The sequence below is a fragment of the Candidatus Dependentiae bacterium genome (assembly GCA_018266175.1).
Classification (GTDB): Bacteria; Babelota; Babeliae; order Babelales; family RVW-14; genus JAFEAY01.
This window is the reverse complement of the sequence record JAFEAY010000028.1, coordinates 99,857-121,715: the sequence shown is the minus strand read 5'-3', so window position 1 is coordinate 121,715 and position 21,859 is coordinate 99,857. Positions and strand designations below refer to the sequence as shown.

Below are 21,859 nucleotides of genomic sequence, written 5' to 3'. Positions count from 1 at the left end.
GTATTACTGTGACCTCGTACATCATCTTTTGATTTCAAAATAGCGTTACTGTGGTTGGCATGCAGCCTCAAAATCGAGTTACTGTGATTAGCGTGTAAGCGCAACATTGAGTTACTGTGGTTGTTATTCAATCTCAAGATTGTATTACTGTGACCCCGTACATCATCTTTTGACTTCAAGATCGCATTACTGTGGTTGGCATGCAGCCTCAGAATCGAGTTACTGTGATTAGCATGCAGACGCAAAATCGAGTTACTATGGTTGTTATTCAACCTTAAAATCGTATTACTATGACCCCGAACATCATCTTTTGACTTCAGAATTGCGTTACTATGGTTGGCATGCAGCCTCAGAATCGAGTTACTGTGATTAGCGTGTAAGCGCAACATTGAGTTACTATGGTTGTTATTCAATCTCAAGATTGTATTACTGTGACCTCGTACATCATCTTTTGATTTCAAGATCGCGTTACTGTGGTTGGCATGCAGCCTCAAAATCGAGTTACTGTGGTTAGCGTGTAAGCGCAATATCGAATTACTATGACCACGAACATCTTTATTTGATTTAACCAACGCATTACTATGATTAGTTGTCAATCTCAACATAGCGTTACTGTGATTTGAATGTAACCGTAAAATAGTATTACTATGAGCACGCGTATCATTATTAGACTTCAGAACACTATTACTATGCGTACGAAGTTGTGACCCCATTGAAACAATCGCATTACTCGTACTACGAACATTTTCTAAAATAGGCCTAATGGTTCCATTGTTAATAAGAGCAACGTTTTTTCCACCAGGATTATTTGCTGCAGTTGAAAGCGGCTGAATATTTGAAGCATCTGGATATGAAAGTGAATCATACCACAATGTCGTTCCATCCACCGTTAACGTCGCTCTTTGAGAAAATGTTAATATGTTATTGCGCGTAATAAAAGTGGTATTCCCCTCAATGTAAATACCTCCATTGGTCAGCGTATAATTAGAAACAAGCTCAACATGGGCATTTGAAAAATGAATTCGAGAATTTTTGTCTTCAAAAATAATACGTCCAATTCCCAATCCCCGAATAAAAATATTAGTCATACTCAAACGAGTACCAGCCTTGACCCAAATTGTACCACCATACGATAAATCAATTGTTTTTCCATTGCCGGCGATATTTGCCTGTTTATTAGCACCCGTACCACTAATGGTCCACATTCCACTCAATGCAATTTTTGAATTAAGCTTCATATCCGAAACATCAGACCACCAAACTGTATGAGTTGCGGACCAGTCACTTCCTCCAAATGAAATTTGTTTTGCATTCGCTTTAATTAAGCCCGATCCGGTCATCACCCGGTCATTAGCAAATGCCAAGTTATCATCTAAAAGAATGGTTCCACGATTCATGGCAATGTTCGCATTAAGTGGACCTTGAACCGCAACGGTTAAATCACTCAGATGATGCGACATGTTGATAGTCCCAGCTGTTGAAAAGAGAGGACTTCCCTGAAGACGATTTCCCTTACGAACAACCGCAATTTTACTCAAGAAGACCCCGGATTCAACCTGCAACGAGTTGCTCGTTGTCAGAGTTATTTGATGCGGAGAGCCTCCTACCATCTCTCCCGTTAGCGTTGCAGGGGTTCCCTGAGTCTGCAAAACTCCTTTGTTGAATGAAATGGAAGAACCACTTACCGCTCCATTTACCTCAAGTGTGCCGTTCATATCAGTGATAGGAGTAGCAACAATAAACTTACACGATGGATGAACCGTTAGCTTTGATTGTTTTGTTGTCATCTTAATCTTTGCAGACAAGGAAGAAGATGCCCCAACCAACAAAAGTATGCACAGCAAATATGCTCTATTTTTTTTCATTTTAATTCTGCTCGAGTTTATATAAAGCAACATACTCAATAAAATGCATATGCAGCTTAAGCGAAAATCATACATTACAACCGCCCTTACACTTGCATACAACAATCGAGCAACTCAAGAGTTTTAAAAAAAGTGCTTTTTATAGATTAAGGCTATACCCATTAGCCAAATAACATTGCTGATGATAGTCAACTAGACCAAGCTCAATCGCTCAAATTTCTTTACTCCGCAGATCATATTACTTAATCTTGATAGTAAGAATTTTTCTTTTAAAAAAATGATTCAACAACTCTAGGGGGTAGAGAATAATGAAAATTATAAAAATCATTATGCATCTGATTGTCTGCTCACATGTAATAGTTTGCCCGATACCTCCAAAAATGGATCCCCTCAGCAAACTTAAATTTATTCATTTCTCAAAAACAGATATCAGTTATTTACATAAAAAAAATAAAGAGTCTTGTATTCTCAATTTTTTGCCAAGTGATTGGATGGGAGGAGTAGAATCATGCGTTATTGCTCAGCATGATATGATGTTACGCACTCCAAATTTCAAATCATTACTCTTTGTATGCCATGGGTCGCCACTTCAAAAAAGTTTAACCAAATCAAAATTGCCACATTACAGCTCACATGCAGATCAACTCATTAAATATAATTTTAGACTTTATGAAAAAACCCTCTCTGAGCAAATACGCAAACTTTGTATAAAACACAACGTCTCCCTTATTCACTGTCACAAGCCATACCACCTTGCATTACTCAAAGAGGCAATTAGGGGACTACAAGTCAAACTTATTCTTATGTATCACGGTTCTAGAATTTCAGAGTCAGACTACCGCGCATTTAGAAATCTCGATGGCATTATTACAGCAAGCCTTTATGCAAAAAATCTTATAACCCAAGCAAATGAATCTGATCACCTAGGTATTAAAATCATTGAACAAATATTCCCTCCATTTAACGAAGAACTATTTTTAAGCTACAAACCGACAAATTTTTTACGCAAAACGTTTTTCAAAAAAACGCATAATGTTGATATAGACCAAGCGCCACTCATTTGTAATATTGGAAATTTTTATGGACCACAAGTAAAACCAAACGATGAGACGTTTGTCTTTGAAAAGAATCAAGAAGTACTCGTCAAAGCTTTATACATCCTTATTCATCAACGCAAAAAAAATGTACAAGCTCTCTTTGTTGGTGATGGACCAAATCGGTTGTGGCACGAGCAATTAAGTAAGGAACTCAATCTTGAAAGACATGTTCACTTTCTTGGATTTTGCAATGACATTGATAAAATTTTATCGTACATAGATATTCATGTTTTACCCTCACACGAAGAATCTGTGGGCATTGCAACTTTAGAGGCATCACTCATGAAAAAGCCATCAATTGGATCTTCCGATACAGGGTCAGAACAAACAATTGTTCATGAGAAAACCGGCTTTATTTTTAATAATAATGACGCCAATGATTTAGCAGACAAAATTGAACTACTGATCGATAATCCAGAGCTTCGAACAACTATGGGTAATAATGCGTTTGACTATGTAACTAATCGCAATAACTTCAATCGACCTCACGCTCATTTTACTCAAGCAGCAATTTGTAAAAGACTATGCAGACTTTATAAGTCTATAATAAAAACTTAATATCGAATGATTAAAACCATTGGGGGGCCAATGAAATATCATGTTGTGATGATAACAGCTACTCTTTTTATGATACAAACGATTGTCTTAAGTGCAACGCCACGCATCTCAAATAGGCTCAGCTATTTTAGTTTTCCAAGAACAGTAAAAATAGACACTCATTCAAAAAAGCCACGTATCTTATCACTTTGCACACTCGCAGGGCGAGGCGGCATAGAAGTAAGTACACTTGCTTTGCATAGGCAACTTATTAAAAATGCATATGACCCGGTTATTCTTGTTGGAATCAATACATTTGCTCAAGAAACACTTTATAATCAAAAAATTTCACACTATGCAACCAAAGCACATCAAGCATTGTTGTATGACGACTATAGGTTATATCGACATATTTTTATCAAACAAATTCGTGAACTCTGCAGAAATTTACAAATTGATATCGTTCAATGCAATCTTCCCGAAGATACATTTCTTGCTCGTCAAGCAACTAAAGAACTTCCTACAAAAGTTATTCTGATGTTTCATGCTCCAAATCTTTATTCTCTTGAGTGCTTTAAAAATCTCAACGCTGTACTACCCGTTAACATCGATATCATGAATCAATTAGAAAAAATAAATTCAGAACGCAATCTTGGTATTGAAGAAATTATGCATCTATTTCCTTTTTTTGACGAAGAAAAATGCCTAAATTTTAAGCCTTTAAAACTTCCAAAAAAAAGCTTTTTTAAAGAACATTGCAACGTAGATATCAATACAAACCTCCCCATTATTTGCATGGTTGGAAATTTCTATGGACCAGCTGAAAAGCCGAACCCTGAATTCGTTTTTCAAAAAAACCAAGAACTCCTGATCCGATCTCTCCATAAACTTATTTATGAACGCAAAAAAAAAGCCCATATTCTGTTTGTTGGTGATGGACCAAATAGAACATGGCATGAAAAATTAACTCAAGAGCTTGGACTTACAAACTATGCTTCGTTTTTAGGATTTAGACATAATACCTGTAATATTCTTCACCATATAAATATCCATGTGCTCGCTTCAAGAGAAGAGTCTTTTGGCATAGCTCACATTGAAGCTGGGCTTCATAAAAAACCATCTCTTGGAGCTTCTGGCACAGGTGCTGAATATATCATTCTTCATGGACAAACTGGTTTTGTTTTTAAGAATAATGATATTGAAGATCTCACCAATAAGATTGAATTTTTAATCGATAATCCTGGGCAATCTAAAATTATGGGAAATAATGCATTCAACTTTGTAACAGAGTCAAAGGATTTTAAAAAAACGAACATACACTTTCTTACTGAAGAAAAATTTAAGCGTTTAAAAATTTTTTATAAGAAAATAATCAAAAACAAACTTTAAAGATTATTTTTGATAGCTTTATGCACCTCCTTTCAAAAATGGAAGAAATGGTTACACTTTTACCTTCTCTTCAAATATTTTTTTAAACCATTGAGGTGTCATGAAACTTTTTACCATGCTTGCTTCTTGCTTAACAGCATCGCTCATCCTCTTATCCGTTATTTCTTATAAGACATCTTCATATCCAGAATTTATAAGCTTTGATTCACAGACTTCTTGCTTCCCAAGCCCAGAGCAACATCCTCGCGTTCTTCATTTTTCGTCATACTCAACTATTGGATGTGTAGAAACCTATCAAATAACATTGCAAAAACTCATCATGAAACACCAATTTAACCAGCTCATGGTTGTGTGCAAAGGCACTCCTTTCCAAAAAAAACTTATTGAAGAAAAAATTCCTCATTTTGCTCTTAACACGGTAAGAAGCAGCATTTTCTTACGCCAAAATGTTCTAAATCAACTGCGATGGATTTGTAAGCAACACGATATTGATATTGTCCACACTCATGCGAAACATGACGCCGATTACTCAATCGCAGCCACACGTGGACTAGCAACAAAAACTGTCTTTATGTATCATATGGAAGGCAACGTTCCTGCGAGAAAAATCAGGGGTCTTAATGGCGTGCTTGCGGTTAATCTGGATGCCCTCAATTTTATGAGAGAACAAGATAAAAAACATGATTTAGGAATAAAGCACTTTAAGCATCTCTTTGTTCTGGTCGATAAAGAAAAATTTCTTGGGCATCAACCATCATCCCAATCTCGTCATGAATATTTTAAAAAATATTTTGATACTAACTTAACCGATGCTCCTGTCATATGCATGCTTGCTCAATTTTATCGATCACAATCATATTTTTTTAATCGTTACCGGAAAAATCATGCACTCCTCATTAAAGCTCTAGCCGAGCTTGTTCACAAAAAAAATAAGCCTATCAATCTCCTTTTTGCAGGGAGTGGCCCCGCGCTTGCTTGGCATAAAAAATTGGTAAAAGAACTCAATCTTGAAAAGCATGTTCATTTCTTAGGTTTTTGTACAAATACACAAGACATTTTACACTACTCAGACTTTCATGTCCTTTCTTCAAAAGGTGAAGCTTTTGGCGCTGTTCATATAGAAGCAGGACTTATGAAAAAAGCATCTGTTGGAGCAGCTGGAACAGGAGCAGACTATACCATTGCTCACCAAAAAACAGGTCTTCTTTTTGAAAATGACAACGTTGATAGCCTCGCCGATGCTCTTGAGTTTTTGATTGATCACCCAATCTTATGCCAAGAAATGGGGAAGAATGCATTTGATTTTGCAACAGGGAAAAAGGATTTTGGAAAAACAAACTTTACCTTTTTAGAAGATGTGCACGTACAAGAGCTCATTAAATTTTATCACGATGTCATGAAAGAAAAACAAAAATGAAACTCACTATCACCATTATTTTTTTATTACTTATTTCCTGTTGCACTGCATTTTTGATGTGGCTAGCTCACGATGTTGCCTTCTGTAATATCGATGAAAATTTTCAAGAGAAGAGCTCTCAAAAACCATCTATCCTTCACTTACACATTGTAAGCGGCTTTGGCGGGGGAGAAAATCACAGCCTCACGCTCTACAAAATGTTGCAATCAAACGGCTATACAAGCCTCATGGTAATCCAAGAAAACTCCCCTATGCGCGCAGAGCTTGATCGTCTCAAATTGCCCTATGCCACAACACGAGTATCGCTGGTAAAATCGATACCAATTCTCTTTCGATTTATTCTGGGATACCAACTGGAAAACATTTTTGAACATCATCACTTTGATATTATTCAATGCAACACTGAACGAGAAGTTGGCGCAACACAACAAATTGCTGATTTCCACAAAGCCAAAATCATATTTTTTCGACACTTACGCAGCCCGCTCAACAATATTCAAACATTAAACAACCTTGATGGAGTTGTTGCGGTAAGCAATGCCATCAAGAACAATCTTGAATATATAATTACCAAACAAAACTACACCACAAAAAATGTTGTCTTCATTCCACCATTTTTTAAACAAGAACCATTCTTAAATTTTACGCCCACAATTCTTGATAAAAAAGATTTTTTTAAAGCACGCTTTGATATTGATATTACTAACGCACCAATTCTGTGTATGGTTGCAAACACCTCGCCACGCTTTGATTATAAAAACTATCCACTTTTATTGCGCGCAGTTGCACAGTTAGTTCAAAAAAATATTCCTGTACAAGTGATTGCAGTTGGACAGGGAGCTGGCAAAGCAAAGCTTGAAGCAATGAGCAAAGAACTTAAAATTGACCACTGCGTACACTTTGTTGGCTTTTCCCAAGAGATTCCTGAAATTTTGTATCACTCAGATATTTTTGTACTGACCTCAAATTGGGAAGCATTTGGCATTGTTTACCTTGAAGCAGGACTTATGAAAAAACCGGCAGTTGGTGCGTTTCAGACAGGAGCAGAAGATACAGTTATTAATGGTGAAACAGGATTTTTATTTAAGAATAATGATTGTGATGATTTGGTTACAAAACTTGAACTTTTAATTAAGAATCCTGAGCTTACAAAACAAATGGGGCAACGATCTTATGAGAATATATCAGCTCATTTTTTAAATCAAACCAAGTTTGAACAGCTTGAAGCTCTTTTTCAAGAAGTACTCGAAAAGTGATGGTGGCACTTGGAGTTGCCACCATCGCGAGTTTATTTTTTACTCAATCTACTTCATCAAGATTTGTATCAACGTCATTATTTTCCGGCAATTTCAATTTGTATGCCTGATAATATTGCGAAACATTTTTTCTATTCTCTTGACCGTAATATTCAGCCGGATTAGCAAGACTGGGATGCAATGTATCGCATTTCACAGAACCACACATCTCCAAAATTTGTCCGTACAAAGGAACAGCCGTTCGAGCAGCTTGTATAAAATATATTGATTGAGGCGCAAAAACTTCTTTAATAAATTGAGCAAGTGCAGCCATCAAACTGGTGCAGCTATAGGTCATAAAATCTGCCTGAGTTTCAATGCTGTAAACAGCATCATCAATCACGTCAAAAATGGTATACCCAATCAAAGCATCACCATCTCTTACAATAAAAAATGAATACTTATTTTTTTCGAAAATATGTGAATCATGGTCTGAAAACTTTTGATTTATAAACTCTTCAACCGTTTCAAATTCTCGTTGATTTTGGGGTATTTGGCTATAACTATCTTTAAAAAAATTCAACGCAAACATTTTTGCATAAGCAAACTCAGCTACTGATCCCTGATCAATAGATAATGTATGCCCTGTTTTTTGTTCGGTAAATTCAAAAAGTGATGCCTGTACAAACCCAACACCCAAAATTAAAATACCTGCTATCACTAATCCAGATCTCTTCATACGCTCTCCTTTTTTAAAAAAAATAATGAAACTACTGAATATCCATAGCATGAGCTTTTGCACACTTTTGTATGCGACGAATAAAACCTTGATCCTTTTTACATTGCCTCTCATCTAAGTGTAGACGGTGATCAGCTGTCTCTTTAAAGCCAGCTTGTCGATATGCTTCATGAAATAATAGGGCATTTTTACGTGCACCACCAAGCCAGTACCTTGCACCAGGATATTTCTTAAGGGCAAGCTCTCTATACCCTTTCATAAATGTTCTTGGCCTGTATGTTTCGCATTCAGAAAAGATCCCCAAGACCGATAACGTCGGCACATAGGTAGGCACTGCTAGCTCTTGAGAAAGGATGTGGACATAGTAATATGCACACATTCCAACAATTTGATCATCAACGCGAGCAACAATGAGGTGAGCTTGGTACGGGTTTTTTTCTACAAAATATTTTTGAAAATATGAGTTCCAGCGTTCTTGATTAATATGCTTGTAGACACCGCCGGGAATCGTAATTTCTTCTCGATGATATTCACGAATATGGCCATCAATCAAGAAATTAGTTGCACACTCAAAATCTTGCTCCGTAAATTCATCTGAAAAAACAACAGTTTTGCCTGATCGCTTATCAAGTACTTGAACAATATCAGGCAACAAAGCACCTACGCTTATTCCAAATAATAATGTTGCAATGACTAAATATTGACGCATAGAAAAACTCCCCTTTTGAAAAATATTATCTTACGAATAATCTATTTACTCAAATAATAGAAAATGGTTTCCTGTAAATCTATTTGAGAGAAGGCAAAAAAATAAAGTATTTAATACGTTTTTTCTGTACTAAAACGAGAGGAGGACTGAATAGCCTGGATAACTTGTTGCGAAGAAATACTGCTCATTCCTTTATTTTTATTGTCGGATAATAAAATTTGCCAATCATGTAAATCACGGGGAATCATTTCAGATTCAAGATGATTCACAAGTGCTATAGTAGGAATCTTAAGTGCCCGAGCCAGATGAAGAACCGATGTTTGAACAGAGATAACCAAATCGCACTGGACAATAATAGCGGGAAGTTGAAAAAAATTATCACTTGGAGAAAAGATAATCATATCGTTAAAGGAATAACGATCAAAAAATTTTCGGACTTGTTGCAGCTGCGCAGACTGAACATTCACTATAAAATTTACATCTGCTCCAAGTTCTGAGCGCTTAAGGGCATTCATCATTTCCAACGCTTTCTCAAGTGGCCAACTTTGTTGCTCTGATGGTCCAAACAAATTGATAAAGAAAACTTTTCCAAAATTTCTAGATTTCTTATCCAAGCCCCATTTTAAAAAACGGAGTTTTGCAAAACTAATCCATCGACGAGGAATATCGATAAATAAATTTCTCTCGTCAAAAATAATGGTAAGACCAAAAAGCTCTTCAAACCATCGAGCATATTGATCAAAGATATGGCCTTTATCAGAATACTTTGTTGTATCAAGTAAGACGTTGAGTTTGCTGGCATGCCAACGCGTTAAAAAATTATACCACTTAGGTGGCTTGCCAACCGCAGCGATAAAGCCATTTGGTGATATACGGCGTGTCAACCGAGCTGAATACAGACAACGACTGCGATCAAGTGAAACCACTACTTCATAGGCTTGACTTTGAGCTTGAGCAAGAGATTGTTTGAAAAGCGATGGCGAATAAGTTTGTGTATAAACTTTATTAAAGTAGGCAGACTCTTGTGTCCAATCATACAAACCGTAACGCTTCAGCTTTTTCCATTTCCAAAAGCACCGCGTTTTATTCCGCTCATCAATCCAAAGATCAATTTTTAAATGCGGATATTCTTTTGCAAATGCCACAAAATAGCCATATAAATAAGTAAAGTGGCTTATTGACCGTGGAATGATGAAAAGAATTTTTTGGGCTTTTTTAAGAAGCTCACATGAAACCAGCTGATTGGTCATAAAAAAACTTTACACAATGTTTTGAATTTGTTCTCGAATTTTCTCAAGCTCAACTTTAATGTCAACTGCAGCAGAACTAATCTGATAGTTTGAGCACTTAGCCATCATGGTGTTTACTTCACGCATGAGCTCTTGCAAGATAAAGTCTAGGCGCTTACCTTTTTCAGTTTGCTGTAAATTCAAAAATGCTTGAACACTGCTTAAGTGGCTCTTAAATCGCGTCACTTCTTCATTAATATCAATTTTATTCAAAACCGAGTAAGCACTTTCAAGATTCGCTTTTGCTTGCTCATCACCATTTTGTGCAGGCTCAAGGTACTGAACAATAAGCTTTTTTTGTTCAACCATCAGCAGTTCAAAGCCGGCCTTAATCTCTTCAACTTTTTTTGAACAAAGCAACAAGCGCATATCAATATCTTGCTGCAAGGTGTTACCCTCTTCGCGGCGAGTTGCATTAAGTTTTTCTGCTGCTTGCTTAATCAAGTCAAGAACTACAGTTTCTTCTTCTGAGCTCAGTTCGCTCCGTTCAGCAACAAAAACATTTGGTAATTGCATCAAATCGTGAAGGGTTAGTTCACCTTGAACTCCAAATTTTTCCTTGATGGCCTGTGCTGCAGCAACATAACCTTGTAACGCGCGTTCACTCAAAGCAATTGACTCAAAAGCTTCATTTTCCCGCCCAAGGCGAATGGTCAAATAAACACGACCACGCAGTAATGAACGCTGCAAGATGCTATTGATGCTCACCTCAAGCGCGCTGAGCAGACTTGGAAGTTTGCACACTGATTCAAAAAAACGAGAGTTAACCGCTTTGACTTCTATGGCCAAAGAAACGCGACCTGCGCTCTTTAAATCGATCATGGTGGTTACCGTACTAAAACCGGTCATACTTAAAAGCACAAGCTCTCCTTGATTTTATTTACTCAATATTTGCGTAAACATTCTGAACGTCATCCAGATCTTCAAGCTTATCAAGAAAGTTCATAACACTCTCTTCTTGATCTTTATCTTCAAGTGCCATTGGATTTTTAGGTACCCATTCAATGCCTGCTGATTCGGGCTTTATGCCCATACTTGCTGCGGCTTTTTTGATTTTATCAAAATCTTGTGAAGGGCACGTAATGGTAACGGTACCATCATCCAGTGATATATCATCAACATTATAATCAAGAAATTTTTCCAGAAGGTCATCTTCAGAAAGCTTGCTTTCAGCACGAATAACACCTTTGTGCTCGAACATCCAAGAAACGGTGCCACTTTCAGCTAAGTTACCACCGGACTTTGAAAAAAGATGACGCAGATCAGAAACTGTACGATTTTTATTATCACTGAGTGTTTCAATCATAACAGCAGTGCTATGAGGACCATAGCCTTCGTAGGTAAAAGATTCGTAGTTAACGCCTTCAAGCTCACCGCAACCTTTTTTTATAGCGCGGGTAATATTGTCTTGAGGCATATTCATGGCTTTTGCATTTTCAAGAACAATGCGAAGCCGGGCATTTCCAGCTGGGTCTCCGCCGCCCTCTTTAGCAGCAACCATAATTTCGCGAACAAGCTTGGTAAAGATTTTACCACGCTTGGAATCTTGTTTCTCTTTTTTATTTTTTATCGTTTTCCATTTAGAATGTCCGGCCATGTCGAGCTCCTCAGGTAAATCATATGCACGTCTTGCTCATTGATTTAATGCAAAACACCGCTTCTAATCTACCTGGAGCTCGTCAATTTGTCGACCAGTTTATTGCAAAAGAAATGAGGGAGCGATGCGTCATGCACCACCCCCTCATTGTATCTTACTTATTTACTGTTTTTGAGTGTCATTGAATACTTGCATAACTCTTCTCAAGAGCTTGAGAAACTGCATCGTGCTCTTCTTGAAGCTCAAGTAATGTAGCAACCCTATGCTCGTCATCCAGAAGAGGAATTTCAAGTGGATTCTTTTTACCATTATTTTTAATAACAGATGTAGAATCAATCGGCTTCATTCCAGGATAAATGTTTATACGTCTCCCTTGCACTTCAAGTGCTGCAAGGGTTGCAAAGGCTCGAGCAAGCTCTGCAGGTTGCTGAGTAGCCAAACCAGCTAATAAGTCTGCTATTACATGAAAATTCAAGCGTTCAATTTGTTTAACTGCATCTGATGAAATAGTAAGTTTTACATTGCTATTAACCGTATCAACAGCAAGCAAGGTACAATTTCGAAAAGGCGGAATTTCTTGAGGAAATGAGCACCATGAAAGCAAACAATTAGACTTTTTATCTTCGATAGGTTTTTCTTGATACTCAGGCAGCAAGTTATTTGATATAATAGCAGCTCTGATAATGTTCGCTACAGGCAATGATTCTTCTTGAACATCATCTGTTTGAATCACAATATTTCTTTGTAATTTCACATACGCCAGGGTTTGAGCAATAAGCGCTCTCATCTGGCTATCAGTGAGCTTTAAAAGATTTTGGCTTGCTGTTTTAATAAGTTCACAGAACGTCGATTGTTGTGAAAAATCAATACAGTGAGGATTCGATAGCTGAAGAATAATTGCAAGGTTCCCAACTTCTTTACGCAAAGCTGAGCTATCTGCAAAATTCACAAGCGTCAGCGCACAGCTCGTTTGCGGTCCTTGGGCAAGGATTTCTTGTGCAATTTCAGTTGTTATTGTTGAATCGCAGTATCTTGAAGATAATTTACACAGACTATTCCATCCTGGAAGCCTAAACGATGAAGATGCTTGGTCTACAAACGATCCATCATCTTGCTGGTTGTAACTCTTACTCGTACGACCATCAAGTGACGCTGTCAAACAAATGAATGGTCCATGAGGGTTATTTTCTTTAAATAGACAAGCCTGGATAGAGTTTCCAGTTAAAGCTTTCTCACTTATCGAATAACCTTCATCAACCGGGGCTCCTCTATGTGGAACGGTTGTATTGATGTGTCGATAACACTGATCAATAGGGTCTACTGAAAGATACTCACGTGGAAGCTTAAAACAAAGTTGCATACCATTTTTTTGAGGATGACAAACATCGTATGACGCCTGGTTAACGTCACTAACACTTACCGCTTGCGCAACCGGGAGATAGATGCCTGAAAGGCACAGCATAAGCAAAAGGGAAACTTTAACCCACCACAAGAAAGTTCGTTCTGAGCCCATAAAACTCTGTCTTCTATTCTGAGGAACAAAGTCATCATCAGAATCATAATCTGAGTCATAGCTGGAGTCATCATCTAAATCAGAGCCTGACCTAGAATCTGAGTCAGAATCGTTATCTATAACGCAAAAATCATCTTCTGAAGAACTATAATCAAGTTCATCAGATTGCACCGCATAGACCACTGGGCCCGAAAGCTGCAACGAAAAGCAAGCCAATAAAACTAAGGAAATAGCACGAAAATACGCAAAGCCGCGCGAATAAAATTGCTTCATGATTTATAACCCCCATAAAAGCTTTCATTGAGAAAATTAACACTATTTCTCATTAATTATTTCTATTTTATCATATTAACGCGAGCAGAACAAACGCTGAGTAGTCCAATCAATGGATTGAACAAGCCCTTATTTTTTAGATAAAAAACAGGATTATTTGACAAATTGAATATATGAGTTAGTATGATAAATAATTTACAGTTAAATAATTGCTATTTATTCGTTTAGAAGGTGGGGGTTATAATGATAAAACAATATTTTGCTCAAAAATTACTCTTTTCTCTATTTTTTCTTATTTGTATGCTACCGTCCTATTTGAATGGAGGCCCAACTCATACAACTTACTTCTCAGAGTCAGACACAAAGCTTGAGATTTCAAAAATTGAATTTGGTAAAGACCACTACTTTTATGCGCTTCTTAAGAACCGAACCGATAATCAAATTGGATTCTGTTTATTTAGATTTAACAAAAAAATGCAGAACTCCTGCTTTGTAATTGAGCTTGAAACCTATCCAGCTTATCGGCGTCAAGGTCATGCAACACGCATGCTTGAATATCTCTTTAAGCTCATGCGTTCATTTGACGTTAAGAAAATATCGCTACTCGTTGACCATGCAAATACCCAAGCCAGAGCGTTATATACTAAACTTGGCTTTGAATACCATGCCGATTTTAATGACCTATTGATTATGCTTGAAAAAGACCTTACGTCGGTGTAATAAGTAAAGGGCGTTTGTTTATTGCTCAACAAACGCCCTTTGATAACTTAATCTAAATTATTTCTTAGATAGTACCACCACCAGAGCAGATCTTTCCATATCGTGTTCCGCTACTATAGCGAGCAGGTGAATGGCTGTTATAAAGCTCAGCTTGATACAAACGAACCTCATGAGTATTATTGAAATCACCAGCACCAACGTACGGTGTTGAACCCGCAACCAGAAGGGTCTTTCCAGTTGGATCCCATTTAATTGCAAATCCATCAACACCATACTTATGGCTTGTAGTTGCTGTTAGATCGGTTCCATTAAATGTATAAATTCGTGTTTCATATTCATTATCAAATCCACCAGCATCCATTACAGCCTTGTGTCCGGTAATTGCAAGCAAGCGCCCTGCAGGATTCCAGGCAAGAGCATTTACCCAGCTACCGTAATCTTTACTTACAAGAGATGTAAGTGTCGAACCATCAAATGAATATAAACGCAATTCATTGGTGTCATCAAATCCTCTTGCCTTTCTTGCAATCCACTCTGTAGAATCATCAGTAGGAGAACTTCCCCCAACGGCTAGAACAGTTCCATCAGGGCTCCATTCAAAACAAGCAATATCTGTTCCGTAATTTTTACTTATTAAAGAAGTAAGAGTTGAACCATTAAAGCTATAAAGACGGATCTCATCGCTATTTTCAAATCCTCCAGCTTCATACACAGGACCAGCTCCACCTATGACAATAAACTGTCCACTTGGATGCCAAGCAAGGCCTCGAACCTGTATTCCATAATCCTTGCTTGTTAAAGCTGTTAGTGTAGAGCCATTGAAACTGTATATCCGTAATTCATGATTATTCGAAAATCCACCAGCTCCGTTAACTGGTCCACTTCCTCCAACAGCAAGATATTTGCCATCAGGACTCCAGCTCAGCACCTGTATTTCAGAGCCATAATCTTTACTCGTTAGAGCTGTCAACGTTGAACCATTAAAACTGTATATGCGTAACTCATCGGTATTTGCAAAACCACCTGCTCCATTGGTTGGACCAGCTCCACCTACAGCCAAAAACTTACCATCAAAACTCCAGTCAAGCGCTATTGCTCGTGTTCCATATCCTTGGCTGGTAAGCGCTGTTAATGTTGAACCATTAAAACTATAAAGGCGAATTTCGTCGGTATTTGCAAACCCACCAGCTCCATTTACCGCGGCTATTCCACCAAGAGCTACAACTTTAGCATTTGGGTGCCATGCAATTGCATTAACGGTGGAAGTATTTCCATAATCAACGCTCGTCAAAGCTGAAAGCGCTGAAAGATCCTGCGTTGCATAACGGTGCACACGAACTTCATCTTCTAAGATGAGCTTACCCGTTTCAAATTCAATTGATCCATTAGGAATCCGCATACAACATCCGCACATTTGAAATGCAGAACTTAATGATTGAAGTTTAATTAAATTTTCTGTTGTAGTTCCAACTGGCGCGAATGAAAAATTAGTATTCATATCAAAAAACCAGGTACTTCCAGGAGCAATAAAACTTGGCTGTGTTGCATGATAGATAAATGCATGAGAACCGGTTACCACAACATCATTATGAATATAAAGTTGACCTTGTTTCCAATCAAAATCGTTATTCATAGCAAACCTAACATCATCAAATGCAAGTTTGCTGGTGGTCGCACGCAATTTAATCCAAGGAAAAAGTGAATCATTACGAGTATTCTGAACAGTCATGTTACGCAAAGTCAGTGTGACATTATTATCAACAAGTATTTGCGCATGTTCTGCAAGTGTGAGAACATGGCCACCACCATCAATAATCGTATCACCTGTTATACACAAAACACCTGAAGCTGGAATCGACAGATCTCCCTGCAGATTAATTACATGACCTCGGCCTTTGATATACCCTACTCGAGTCAGTGTAACAGCTGCATCAAATTGAAGATCTCCAATTAATTGAAGTTGACCTGTTGTTCGCAAATCAATATCACCCGAAACAGATATTAAAGTATCAAATGTTGCTGTTTCGCCAGCTAAAATAGTAAATCCTTTATTCAATCGAGCAAAACCCTTCACAATATCTCCATTATGGAGAACATAGTGATTATTTTGAAAAGCAATTGATGACGTACCATCAAGACTTGTAGCTTGAGCTGCTTGCCCCAAGAGGGAAAGAGCAAGGGCAAACGCCCCAGCTCTTTGAATAATATTTAAATTCATTGTATTTGTGTCCTTCTTTAATTAGTTGGTATTTTGATACGCCAACTGACCCGATTGCAACTGAATTCTACCACCAGGCATTATTTCTATACCTAAGTCATTAGCTGCTGTTCCGTTACCAAATGCAATTGCTTGTGAAGGACTTGTTGCTCCAGTATTAAAGAACTGGTTTTTATGATCCACAATCAATGTTCCATTTGTTAGACGCATACCCGTAGTCGTTGATCTGACCGTACAACCATTTAAGTAGAGAACCGATGAACGATCAGCCATACCAAGCAAGTCCCTATTTGCTGCAACTGGTGCATAACTGATTGTTAAGCCGGTATCAAGAAGAAGCTTGGAACAAGGCAAAATCTTAGAATTCACGTTGGTTGGGCGATAACCAAATGTATTGGTTCCAACCATATGAACATCCATTTCAAAAAGGATACGTCCTGATGTAAATGAGTAATCATGAGAAAGGCAGAGTATTGCGTTCTTGAATTTAACCGAAGCTGTGTTACCTTGAGCTCTAATATTAAATTGCTTTAAGCCTTCGATAAAAATGTCTTGAAGTGTCAAGCGACCACCAGGGTTTACTGAAATCACCGAGTTATTCATCATTATTTTATTACCAAAGCCCTGAACAACTGCATTACCAGAGAATGTCATATTCGATGCAAGACTTTGCATATCCTCAAGCTCAATGCACGTTCCTTGGCCAAAGGTAACTGTAGCGCCAGCTCCAAGAGATATTGCTCCTTCAGAATAATTTCTCAAAACCACATCGGTAAACACAAGATGCTTACCTGCAGCAACTGAGAAATTTCCAGCCTGTTTTGTAAAGTCAAACACATGACCATTACCATCAAGCGTTGTATTTCCTGTTACAGAAACAGTGCTATCAACAGAAGCAACAACTTGTCGAGTCATGGTATATGTTGGACCAGGAATGACAAGGTTTCCACCACCAGTTTGAACAATATTATTAACTAACGTAATCGCATTACTATTATTGGTAAAGAAGCGCAAGGTGCTGTTGCTACTATTTTTGCAACAGGAAAGCAGTGCGTTACTATTATTCGCAAATAATCTTAAAATCGCATTACTATTATTTTTACAGCAATAGAGTAATGCATTACTATTGCTTGCAAACATTCTCAAGTTCGAATTACTTTCATTCTTAACTAAGAAAAGTAGCGCGTTACTGGTTGTTCTTGCAAGCGTGCTTGTTGCTCCACCACCAACAATTGCATTACTGTTATTTGCAAATAATCTCAAAAGCGCATTACTGTTGTTCTTACAACAATACAAAAGCGCACTACTGTTATTTTTAAACATCCTTAAGTTTGCATTACTTTCATTCTTGATCAAATAAAGCAACGCGTTACTGGTTGCGATGGCAAGCGCGCTGCTTCCGCCCGTGCCTGCATTGACAGCATTACTGGTTGCGTACAAAAGATTGGTTCGAGCTGCGCCGCCAGCTGTACTCACCACAACGTTATTGGTATAGGTTTCAACCCAACTCGTAGAAGCATTATTGCCAAAGTCCCTGACAATTGACTCGAGGTTCCATCCGGTTACCTGAGATGCAGTCCTCACTTTAAGCACTGAATTCGATGCCTTCATTGCAATCATTGAACTACGATTATGAAAATTAATTGTTCCAGAAGCATCCGGAACAACACTCAAAAACATAACCGAAGCTATCAGCAATACAGAATTGCCCAGCGATCTTAGTCTCTTCATTATACCCTCTTTCTGGCCGTTGTTTTACACCAAAACCTTAACTCATCAACTTCTTTTTTAAGTTTGGATTTTTTGTAAACTCTGTCGGCTCTCTCTTCCTTCTTCTCCAAACCTATGGTAACAATCGTTGCAAAAACATCTTGAAGAATCAAGTGTTGCAAAAAAATATGAACGGAGGCGTTACACGTAAGTACAACATAACGCACAAACATCTCGCTTATGCTCAATTACTCACTTTAAGCAAGAATATTCCTCAACAAAAAGACTCTCCTCTCATTACTTACTGTAATAAATTACTTTTTCTAACGTACGGCTTCTTTCCTTCAAGGTCAATAAACCAGGCCACAAGATATACGGACCCCTTTTTAATCAAAATTTTTTCAATTCTTGTAAAACAATCAAGCATCTTCCTATGCTTTCTCAAGAGTGTATATGTCCGGTTTTGAGTGAAGGAATGCTTATGAATTTTGGTCATCATTTTTTGTACAAACATGCACGTTTATTATTTCTAACGTTTTCGATTACCCTGCTCAATCTTTCTGCAAATCATGACCAAAATCATGAACATACGGTAAAGAAAAGCGATACTCTTCAAAAATCAAGTATCGGTATGACCGTATCGGTAAGACAAGGGATTGATTTATGTAATGATGAGAAAGCTATCGTAAAACTCAGATTGCACCGAGCACAAGAAAAACTAGAATCTGAACTCAATCAATCCATTCATGAAAATGAAGTGCCAACGATTGGGATTGTTGGAAGCGGTGGCGGCTACAGATCTATGATTAGCATGCTTGGTTTTTTAATTGGACTTAATAAATATAATTTCTTAGATGCTTCTACTTATATGGCATCAGTCTCTGGATCTGGTTGGTGCATGGGTTCATGGCTTGCACAACCATACTCTCTCTCTGAGCTCAAGGAATTTTTGCGCAATCAAGTAACCACAGACTTAGCTCTCCAAGACTTCGGCTTTTTAGCATTACAAGATTTCAGCTGGACAGATATTGCAAGTCAACTTTATAACAAAATAAATCACGGACAACCAATTAATCAATCTGACCTATGGGGTTGTATCCTTTCTGAAGTTCTGTTAAAAGGTCTTGCAGGAGGAGGACACCAAGTTCTCTTCTCATCTCTCAAATCAAAAATCCAAACGGGAATGTATCCACTTCCACTCTTCACCGCAGTTCTTGATGAAACCACACCATATGAATGGTTTGAATTCACCCCATTTGAAATAGGAAGTGAAAAATCTGCATGCTGGATACCTTCATACGCTTTTGGAAAAAAATTTGATCGAGGATTATCAAGTGATACAGGACCTGAACAAACTCTAGGCTACATTCTAGGACTCAGCAGTTCAGCATTTGCCGCTAACTTTAAAGATCTTGTAAGCCTTCTTTTTGACAACATTAATTTACTGCTCAGCAAAAAATGTGTTAACTTCCAGGGGCTTTTTAGTGATGTTGGCGAAACACAAGTACCACCGCCAACGGTATTCAATTTCATGAAAAATATTGCGGGAACTCTTCATGCAAATAAAGAATATCTTTCTTTTTTTGACCCGGGCGTTGATATCAACCTTGGATTTGCTCCACTCTTGAGACGAAATGTTAACGTCTATTTGGTTTGCGACGCATCAGACACAGCCGTAAGCAACCAAAAAAATACGCTACGTCAAGCGCAACGCTATGCAAATGACAACAACTTTAAGTTTCCTCGAATTGATTACAACACTGTTGGAACAGATAAAGTCTCACTTTTTTATGATGAAGAAGACCCAGAAGTTCCCGTCATTATTTACTTTCCAAATAAAGTACAATTTTCAACATTCAAGTTCTGCTATACCAATGATGAATTTAATCAACTCTATCGCTCATCTAAAGATGCTGTCGAATCTTCCTATGATACGATTTGTCGTGGCATCACCATTGCAATCAATAACTTAAAAAAAATAAACCAACAGACTGAGTAATTTTCTCCAAGAGAGTATCGGTGATAAACCGATACTCTCTTGATTTTCACACGGGGGGATATCATGAAAATTCTTTACTTATCCACGCTCTTTATCTACACAAGCATCGGACTTCAAGCGAGCACTATCTTAGATCAATCAATACAAAGGGCCCCAGTTGCTGCTACCGTTCGGCAAGGATCAAGCCTATGTGGCGAAGAAATTAAAGCGCTTTATCAGCGTTTTGATAAAACAAAAAACAGATTAAGCTCGCTTTTGGGCAAGCGAATCAGTAGTCAACATGTTCCGTTTACGGCTATTGCAGGAAGCGGAGGCAGCCATCGAGCAATGGTCTGCACGCTTGGGCTTCTTGATGCACTCGATCAGACTGGAATTCTTGATGCAGTGCACTACATGGGTGGAGTATCAGGATCAACCTGGACTATGGCCTCCTGGCTTGCTCACGATTGCTCACTCTCTAACTTGAAATCTTTTTTACGCGCTCGCGTTACAAGTAATGAGGGCATCATGGCATATGACATCAAAGCAATCGCCACCATGATCTATACTAAAATCAAGCGAAAACAACCGGTGACTCTTGCTGACATTTGGGGCAGCATTGTCACTCATCAATTTCTTGTCGACCTTCCAGGATCTGGACATCAAGTATATTTTTCAGATCTTGCACCCTTGATAAAAACAGGCCGTTACCCACTCCCTATTTTTACTGCCGTACGAGACCACAGCAATCCATATGAGTGGTTTGAATTTACCCCTTTTGAATGTGGCAGCATTGATAAGCATGTTTGGATTCCAACAAAATCATTCGGAAATCGATTTAAAGATGGCGTAAGCTATGAAGATTATCCAGAGCAATCACTCGGGTTCATGATTGGAATATCAAGCTCAGCATATGCTGCAAATGTTAAGGAAATCATCAGAGCAATTCTTTCTCGCCTTGCGCCGCTCTTTGATAATAAAGATCAAAGAGACGAATTCAAAAATATTATTAGCTTTTTATTCGATGAATTTATGGACCTCCAAGTCTCTCCACCAAAGATTCATAATTTTGCAAAAAATATGTCTGGAATTTCTTATGCATCCAAAGATTACTTGACCTTAATCGATGCTGGTTGCGATTTTAATTTGCCGTTTCCCCCACTTTTGCGACGATCAATAAATTTGTACATTGTATGCGACGGCTCAAACAGTGCAAATGTTGGCAATAAATATCACCCGTTGCACGGCGTAGAACGTTATGCTCATGATAATGGATACAAATTTCCAGTAATCAACTATAGCTCAATTGGTGATGAAGTCTCAGTTTTTTATGATCCAAACGACGCCTCGGTTCCAACTATCATCTACTTCCCAAATCAACTCAACTTTTCAACATTCAAGCCAAATTATTCAGTTGAAGAATTTAATCAACTCTACGCATCCATGAGAGACACAGTACTTAAACACCAAGGTCTTATCATGGAACATATTGCTCGAGTAACGAATAATTTGATACAAAATCGTACGCATCATCAATTTAAAAACATTTTTGATCATCTAGAAAAAAATTAAA

Annotated in this window: 16 protein-coding genes; 7 read left to right on the top strand and 9 right to left on the bottom strand. The window is 37.9% G+C overall.

The window, feature by feature from the left end; translation table 11 throughout:
• The coding region (locus JST56_07725) for a hypothetical protein (protein ID MBS1988844.1) at positions 1 to 1,865 on the bottom strand (1,865 nt) is incomplete at its 3' end.
• 308 nt (positions 1,866 to 2,173) lie between these two features.
• On the opposite strand from JST56_07725, the gene JST56_07720 reads away from it, so the two are divergent.
• From JST56_07720 to JST56_07705, 4 genes are all read left to right on the top strand, one after another.
• Positions 2,174 to 3,520 carry a glycosyltransferase family 4 protein gene (locus tag JST56_07720; protein ID MBS1988843.1) on the top strand — a complete coding sequence of 449 codons (1,347 nt, stop codon included), beginning with the start codon at positions 2,174 to 2,176 and terminating at the stop codon, positions 3,518 to 3,520.
• Between the two features lie 30 nt (positions 3,521 to 3,550).
• Positions 3,551 to 4,888: a glycosyltransferase family 4 protein gene (locus tag JST56_07715; protein MBS1988842.1), complete on the top strand. Its 1,338-nt coding sequence runs from the start codon at positions 3,551 to 3,553 to the stop codon at positions 4,886 to 4,888.
• 100 nt (positions 4,889 to 4,988) lie between these two features.
• A complete protein-coding gene (locus tag JST56_07710; GenBank protein MBS1988841.1) occupies positions 4,989 to 6,305 on the top strand; it encodes a glycosyltransferase family 4 protein in 1,317 nt (438 codons plus the stop codon).
• Positions 6,302 to 7,561 carry a glycosyltransferase family 4 protein gene (locus JST56_07705; GenBank protein MBS1988840.1) on the top strand — a complete coding sequence of 420 codons (1,260 nt, stop codon included), beginning with the start codon at positions 6,302 to 6,304 and terminating at the stop codon, positions 7,559 to 7,561. Before JST56_07710 ends, JST56_07705 begins: the two co-directional genes overlap by 4 nt.
• Positions 7,562 to 7,604: 43 nt before the next feature.
• On the opposite strand, the gene JST56_07700 is transcribed toward JST56_07705, so the two are convergent.
• From JST56_07700 to JST56_07675, 6 genes are all read right to left on the bottom strand, one after another.
• Complete coding sequence (locus JST56_07700; protein MBS1988839.1) at positions 7,605 to 8,279, bottom strand: hypothetical protein; 675 nt, start codon at positions 8,277 to 8,279, stop codon at positions 7,605 to 7,607.
• A gap of 31 nt (positions 8,280 to 8,310) precedes the next feature.
• Complete coding sequence (locus tag JST56_07695) at positions 8,311 to 8,988, bottom strand: hypothetical protein (protein MBS1988838.1); 678 nt, start codon at positions 8,986 to 8,988, stop codon at positions 8,311 to 8,313.
• Between the two features lie 110 nt (positions 8,989 to 9,098).
• Positions 9,099 to 10,238 (bottom strand): glycosyltransferase family 9 protein, encoded by a 1,140-nt coding sequence (locus JST56_07690; protein ID MBS1988837.1) that lies wholly within the window; start codon positions 10,236 to 10,238, stop codon positions 9,099 to 9,101.
• Positions 10,239 to 10,247: 9 nt separating this feature from the next.
• The gene (locus tag JST56_07685; GenBank protein ID MBS1988836.1) at positions 10,248 to 11,138 is read right to left on the bottom strand and encodes a YicC family protein; all 891 of its coding nucleotides are present in this window, start codon (positions 11,136 to 11,138) and stop codon (positions 10,248 to 10,250) included.
• Positions 11,139 to 11,157: 19 nt separating this feature from the next.
• The gene (locus JST56_07680; protein MBS1988835.1) at positions 11,158 to 11,874 is read right to left on the bottom strand and encodes a YebC/PmpR family DNA-binding transcriptional regulator; all 717 of its coding nucleotides are present in this window, start codon (positions 11,872 to 11,874) and stop codon (positions 11,158 to 11,160) included.
• Between the two features lie 178 nt (positions 11,875 to 12,052).
• Positions 12,053 to 13,660, bottom strand: coding sequence for a hypothetical protein (locus JST56_07675; GenBank protein MBS1988834.1), 1,608 nt, complete (start codon positions 13,658 to 13,660; stop codon positions 12,053 to 12,055).
• Between the two features lie 243 nt (positions 13,661 to 13,903).
• Between JST56_07675 and JST56_07670 the strand changes: the two genes are divergently transcribed.
• Complete coding sequence (locus JST56_07670) at positions 13,904 to 14,380, top strand: GNAT family N-acetyltransferase (protein ID MBS1988833.1); 477 nt, start codon at positions 13,904 to 13,906, stop codon at positions 14,378 to 14,380.
• 64 nt (positions 14,381 to 14,444) lie between these two features.
• Here JST56_07670 and JST56_07665 read toward each other — a convergent pair whose 3' ends face one another.
• Both JST56_07665 and JST56_07660 read right to left on the bottom strand, forming a co-directional pair.
• On the bottom strand, positions 14,445 to 16,598 hold the full coding sequence (locus JST56_07665) for a WD40 repeat domain-containing protein (protein MBS1988832.1): 2,154 nt from the start codon (positions 16,596 to 16,598) through the stop codon (positions 14,445 to 14,447).
• Positions 16,599 to 16,619: 21 nt separating this feature from the next.
• Positions 16,620 to 18,329 carry a hypothetical protein gene (locus tag JST56_07660; GenBank protein MBS1988831.1) on the bottom strand — a complete coding sequence of 570 codons (1,710 nt, stop codon included), beginning with the start codon at positions 18,327 to 18,329 and terminating at the stop codon, positions 16,620 to 16,622.
• Positions 18,330 to 18,789: 460 nt separating this feature from the next.
• Here JST56_07660 and JST56_07655 point away from each other — a divergent pair, with 460 nt between their 5' ends.
• Together JST56_07655 and JST56_07650 are read left to right on the top strand one after the other, a co-directional pair.
• Positions 18,790 to 20,307 carry a hypothetical protein gene (locus JST56_07655; protein MBS1988830.1) on the top strand — a complete coding sequence of 506 codons (1,518 nt, stop codon included), beginning with the start codon at positions 18,790 to 18,792 and terminating at the stop codon, positions 20,305 to 20,307.
• Positions 20,308 to 20,370: 63 nt separating this feature from the next.
• Complete coding sequence (locus tag JST56_07650; GenBank protein MBS1988829.1) at positions 20,371 to 21,858, top strand: hypothetical protein; 1,488 nt, start codon at positions 20,371 to 20,373, stop codon at positions 21,856 to 21,858.
• Position 21,859: the final 1 nt, after the last annotated feature.

What these genes read in the sequence shown, in the direction of transcription:
- JST56_07720 (MBS1988843.1), top strand. Translation starts at nt 2,174, where the DNA reads ATGAAAATTATAAAAATCATTATGCATCTGATTGTCTGCTCACATGTA.
- JST56_07715 (MBS1988842.1), top strand. Translation starts at nt 3,551, where the DNA reads ATGAAATATCATGTTGTGATGATAACAGCTACTCTTTTTATGATACAA.
- JST56_07710 (MBS1988841.1), top strand. Translation starts at nt 4,989, where the DNA reads ATGAAACTTTTTACCATGCTTGCTTCTTGCTTAACAGCATCGCTCATC.
- JST56_07705 (MBS1988840.1), top strand. Translation starts at nt 6,302, where the DNA reads ATGAAACTCACTATCACCATTATTTTTTTATTACTTATTTCCTGTTGC.
- JST56_07700 (MBS1988839.1), bottom strand. Translation starts at nt 8,279, where the DNA reads ATGAAGAGATCTGGATTAGTGATAGCAGGTATTTTAATTTTGGGTGTT.
- JST56_07695 (MBS1988838.1), bottom strand. Translation starts at nt 8,988, where the DNA reads ATGCGTCAATATTTAGTCATTGCAACATTATTATTTGGAATAAGCGTA.
- JST56_07690 (MBS1988837.1), bottom strand. Translation starts at nt 10,238, where the DNA reads ATGACCAATCAGCTGGTTTCATGTGAGCTTCTTAAAAAAGCCCAAAAA.
- JST56_07680 (MBS1988835.1), bottom strand. Translation starts at nt 11,874, where the DNA reads ATGGCCGGACATTCTAAATGGAAAACGATAAAAAATAAAAAAGAGAAA.
- JST56_07675 (MBS1988834.1), bottom strand. Translation starts at nt 13,660, where the DNA reads ATGAAGCAATTTTATTCGCGCGGCTTTGCGTATTTTCGTGCTATTTCC.
- JST56_07670 (MBS1988833.1), top strand. Translation starts at nt 13,904, where the DNA reads ATGATAAAACAATATTTTGCTCAAAAATTACTCTTTTCTCTATTTTTT.
- JST56_07665 (MBS1988832.1), bottom strand. Translation starts at nt 16,598, where the DNA reads ATGAATTTAAATATTATTCAAAGAGCTGGGGCGTTTGCCCTTGCTCTT.
- JST56_07660 (MBS1988831.1), bottom strand. Translation starts at nt 18,329, where the DNA reads ATGAAGAGACTAAGATCGCTGGGCAATTCTGTATTGCTGATAGCTTCG.
- JST56_07655 (MBS1988830.1), top strand. Translation starts at nt 18,790, where the DNA reads ATGAATTTTGGTCATCATTTTTTGTACAAACATGCACGTTTATTATTT.
- JST56_07650 (MBS1988829.1), top strand. Translation starts at nt 20,371, where the DNA reads ATGAAAATTCTTTACTTATCCACGCTCTTTATCTACACAAGCATCGGA.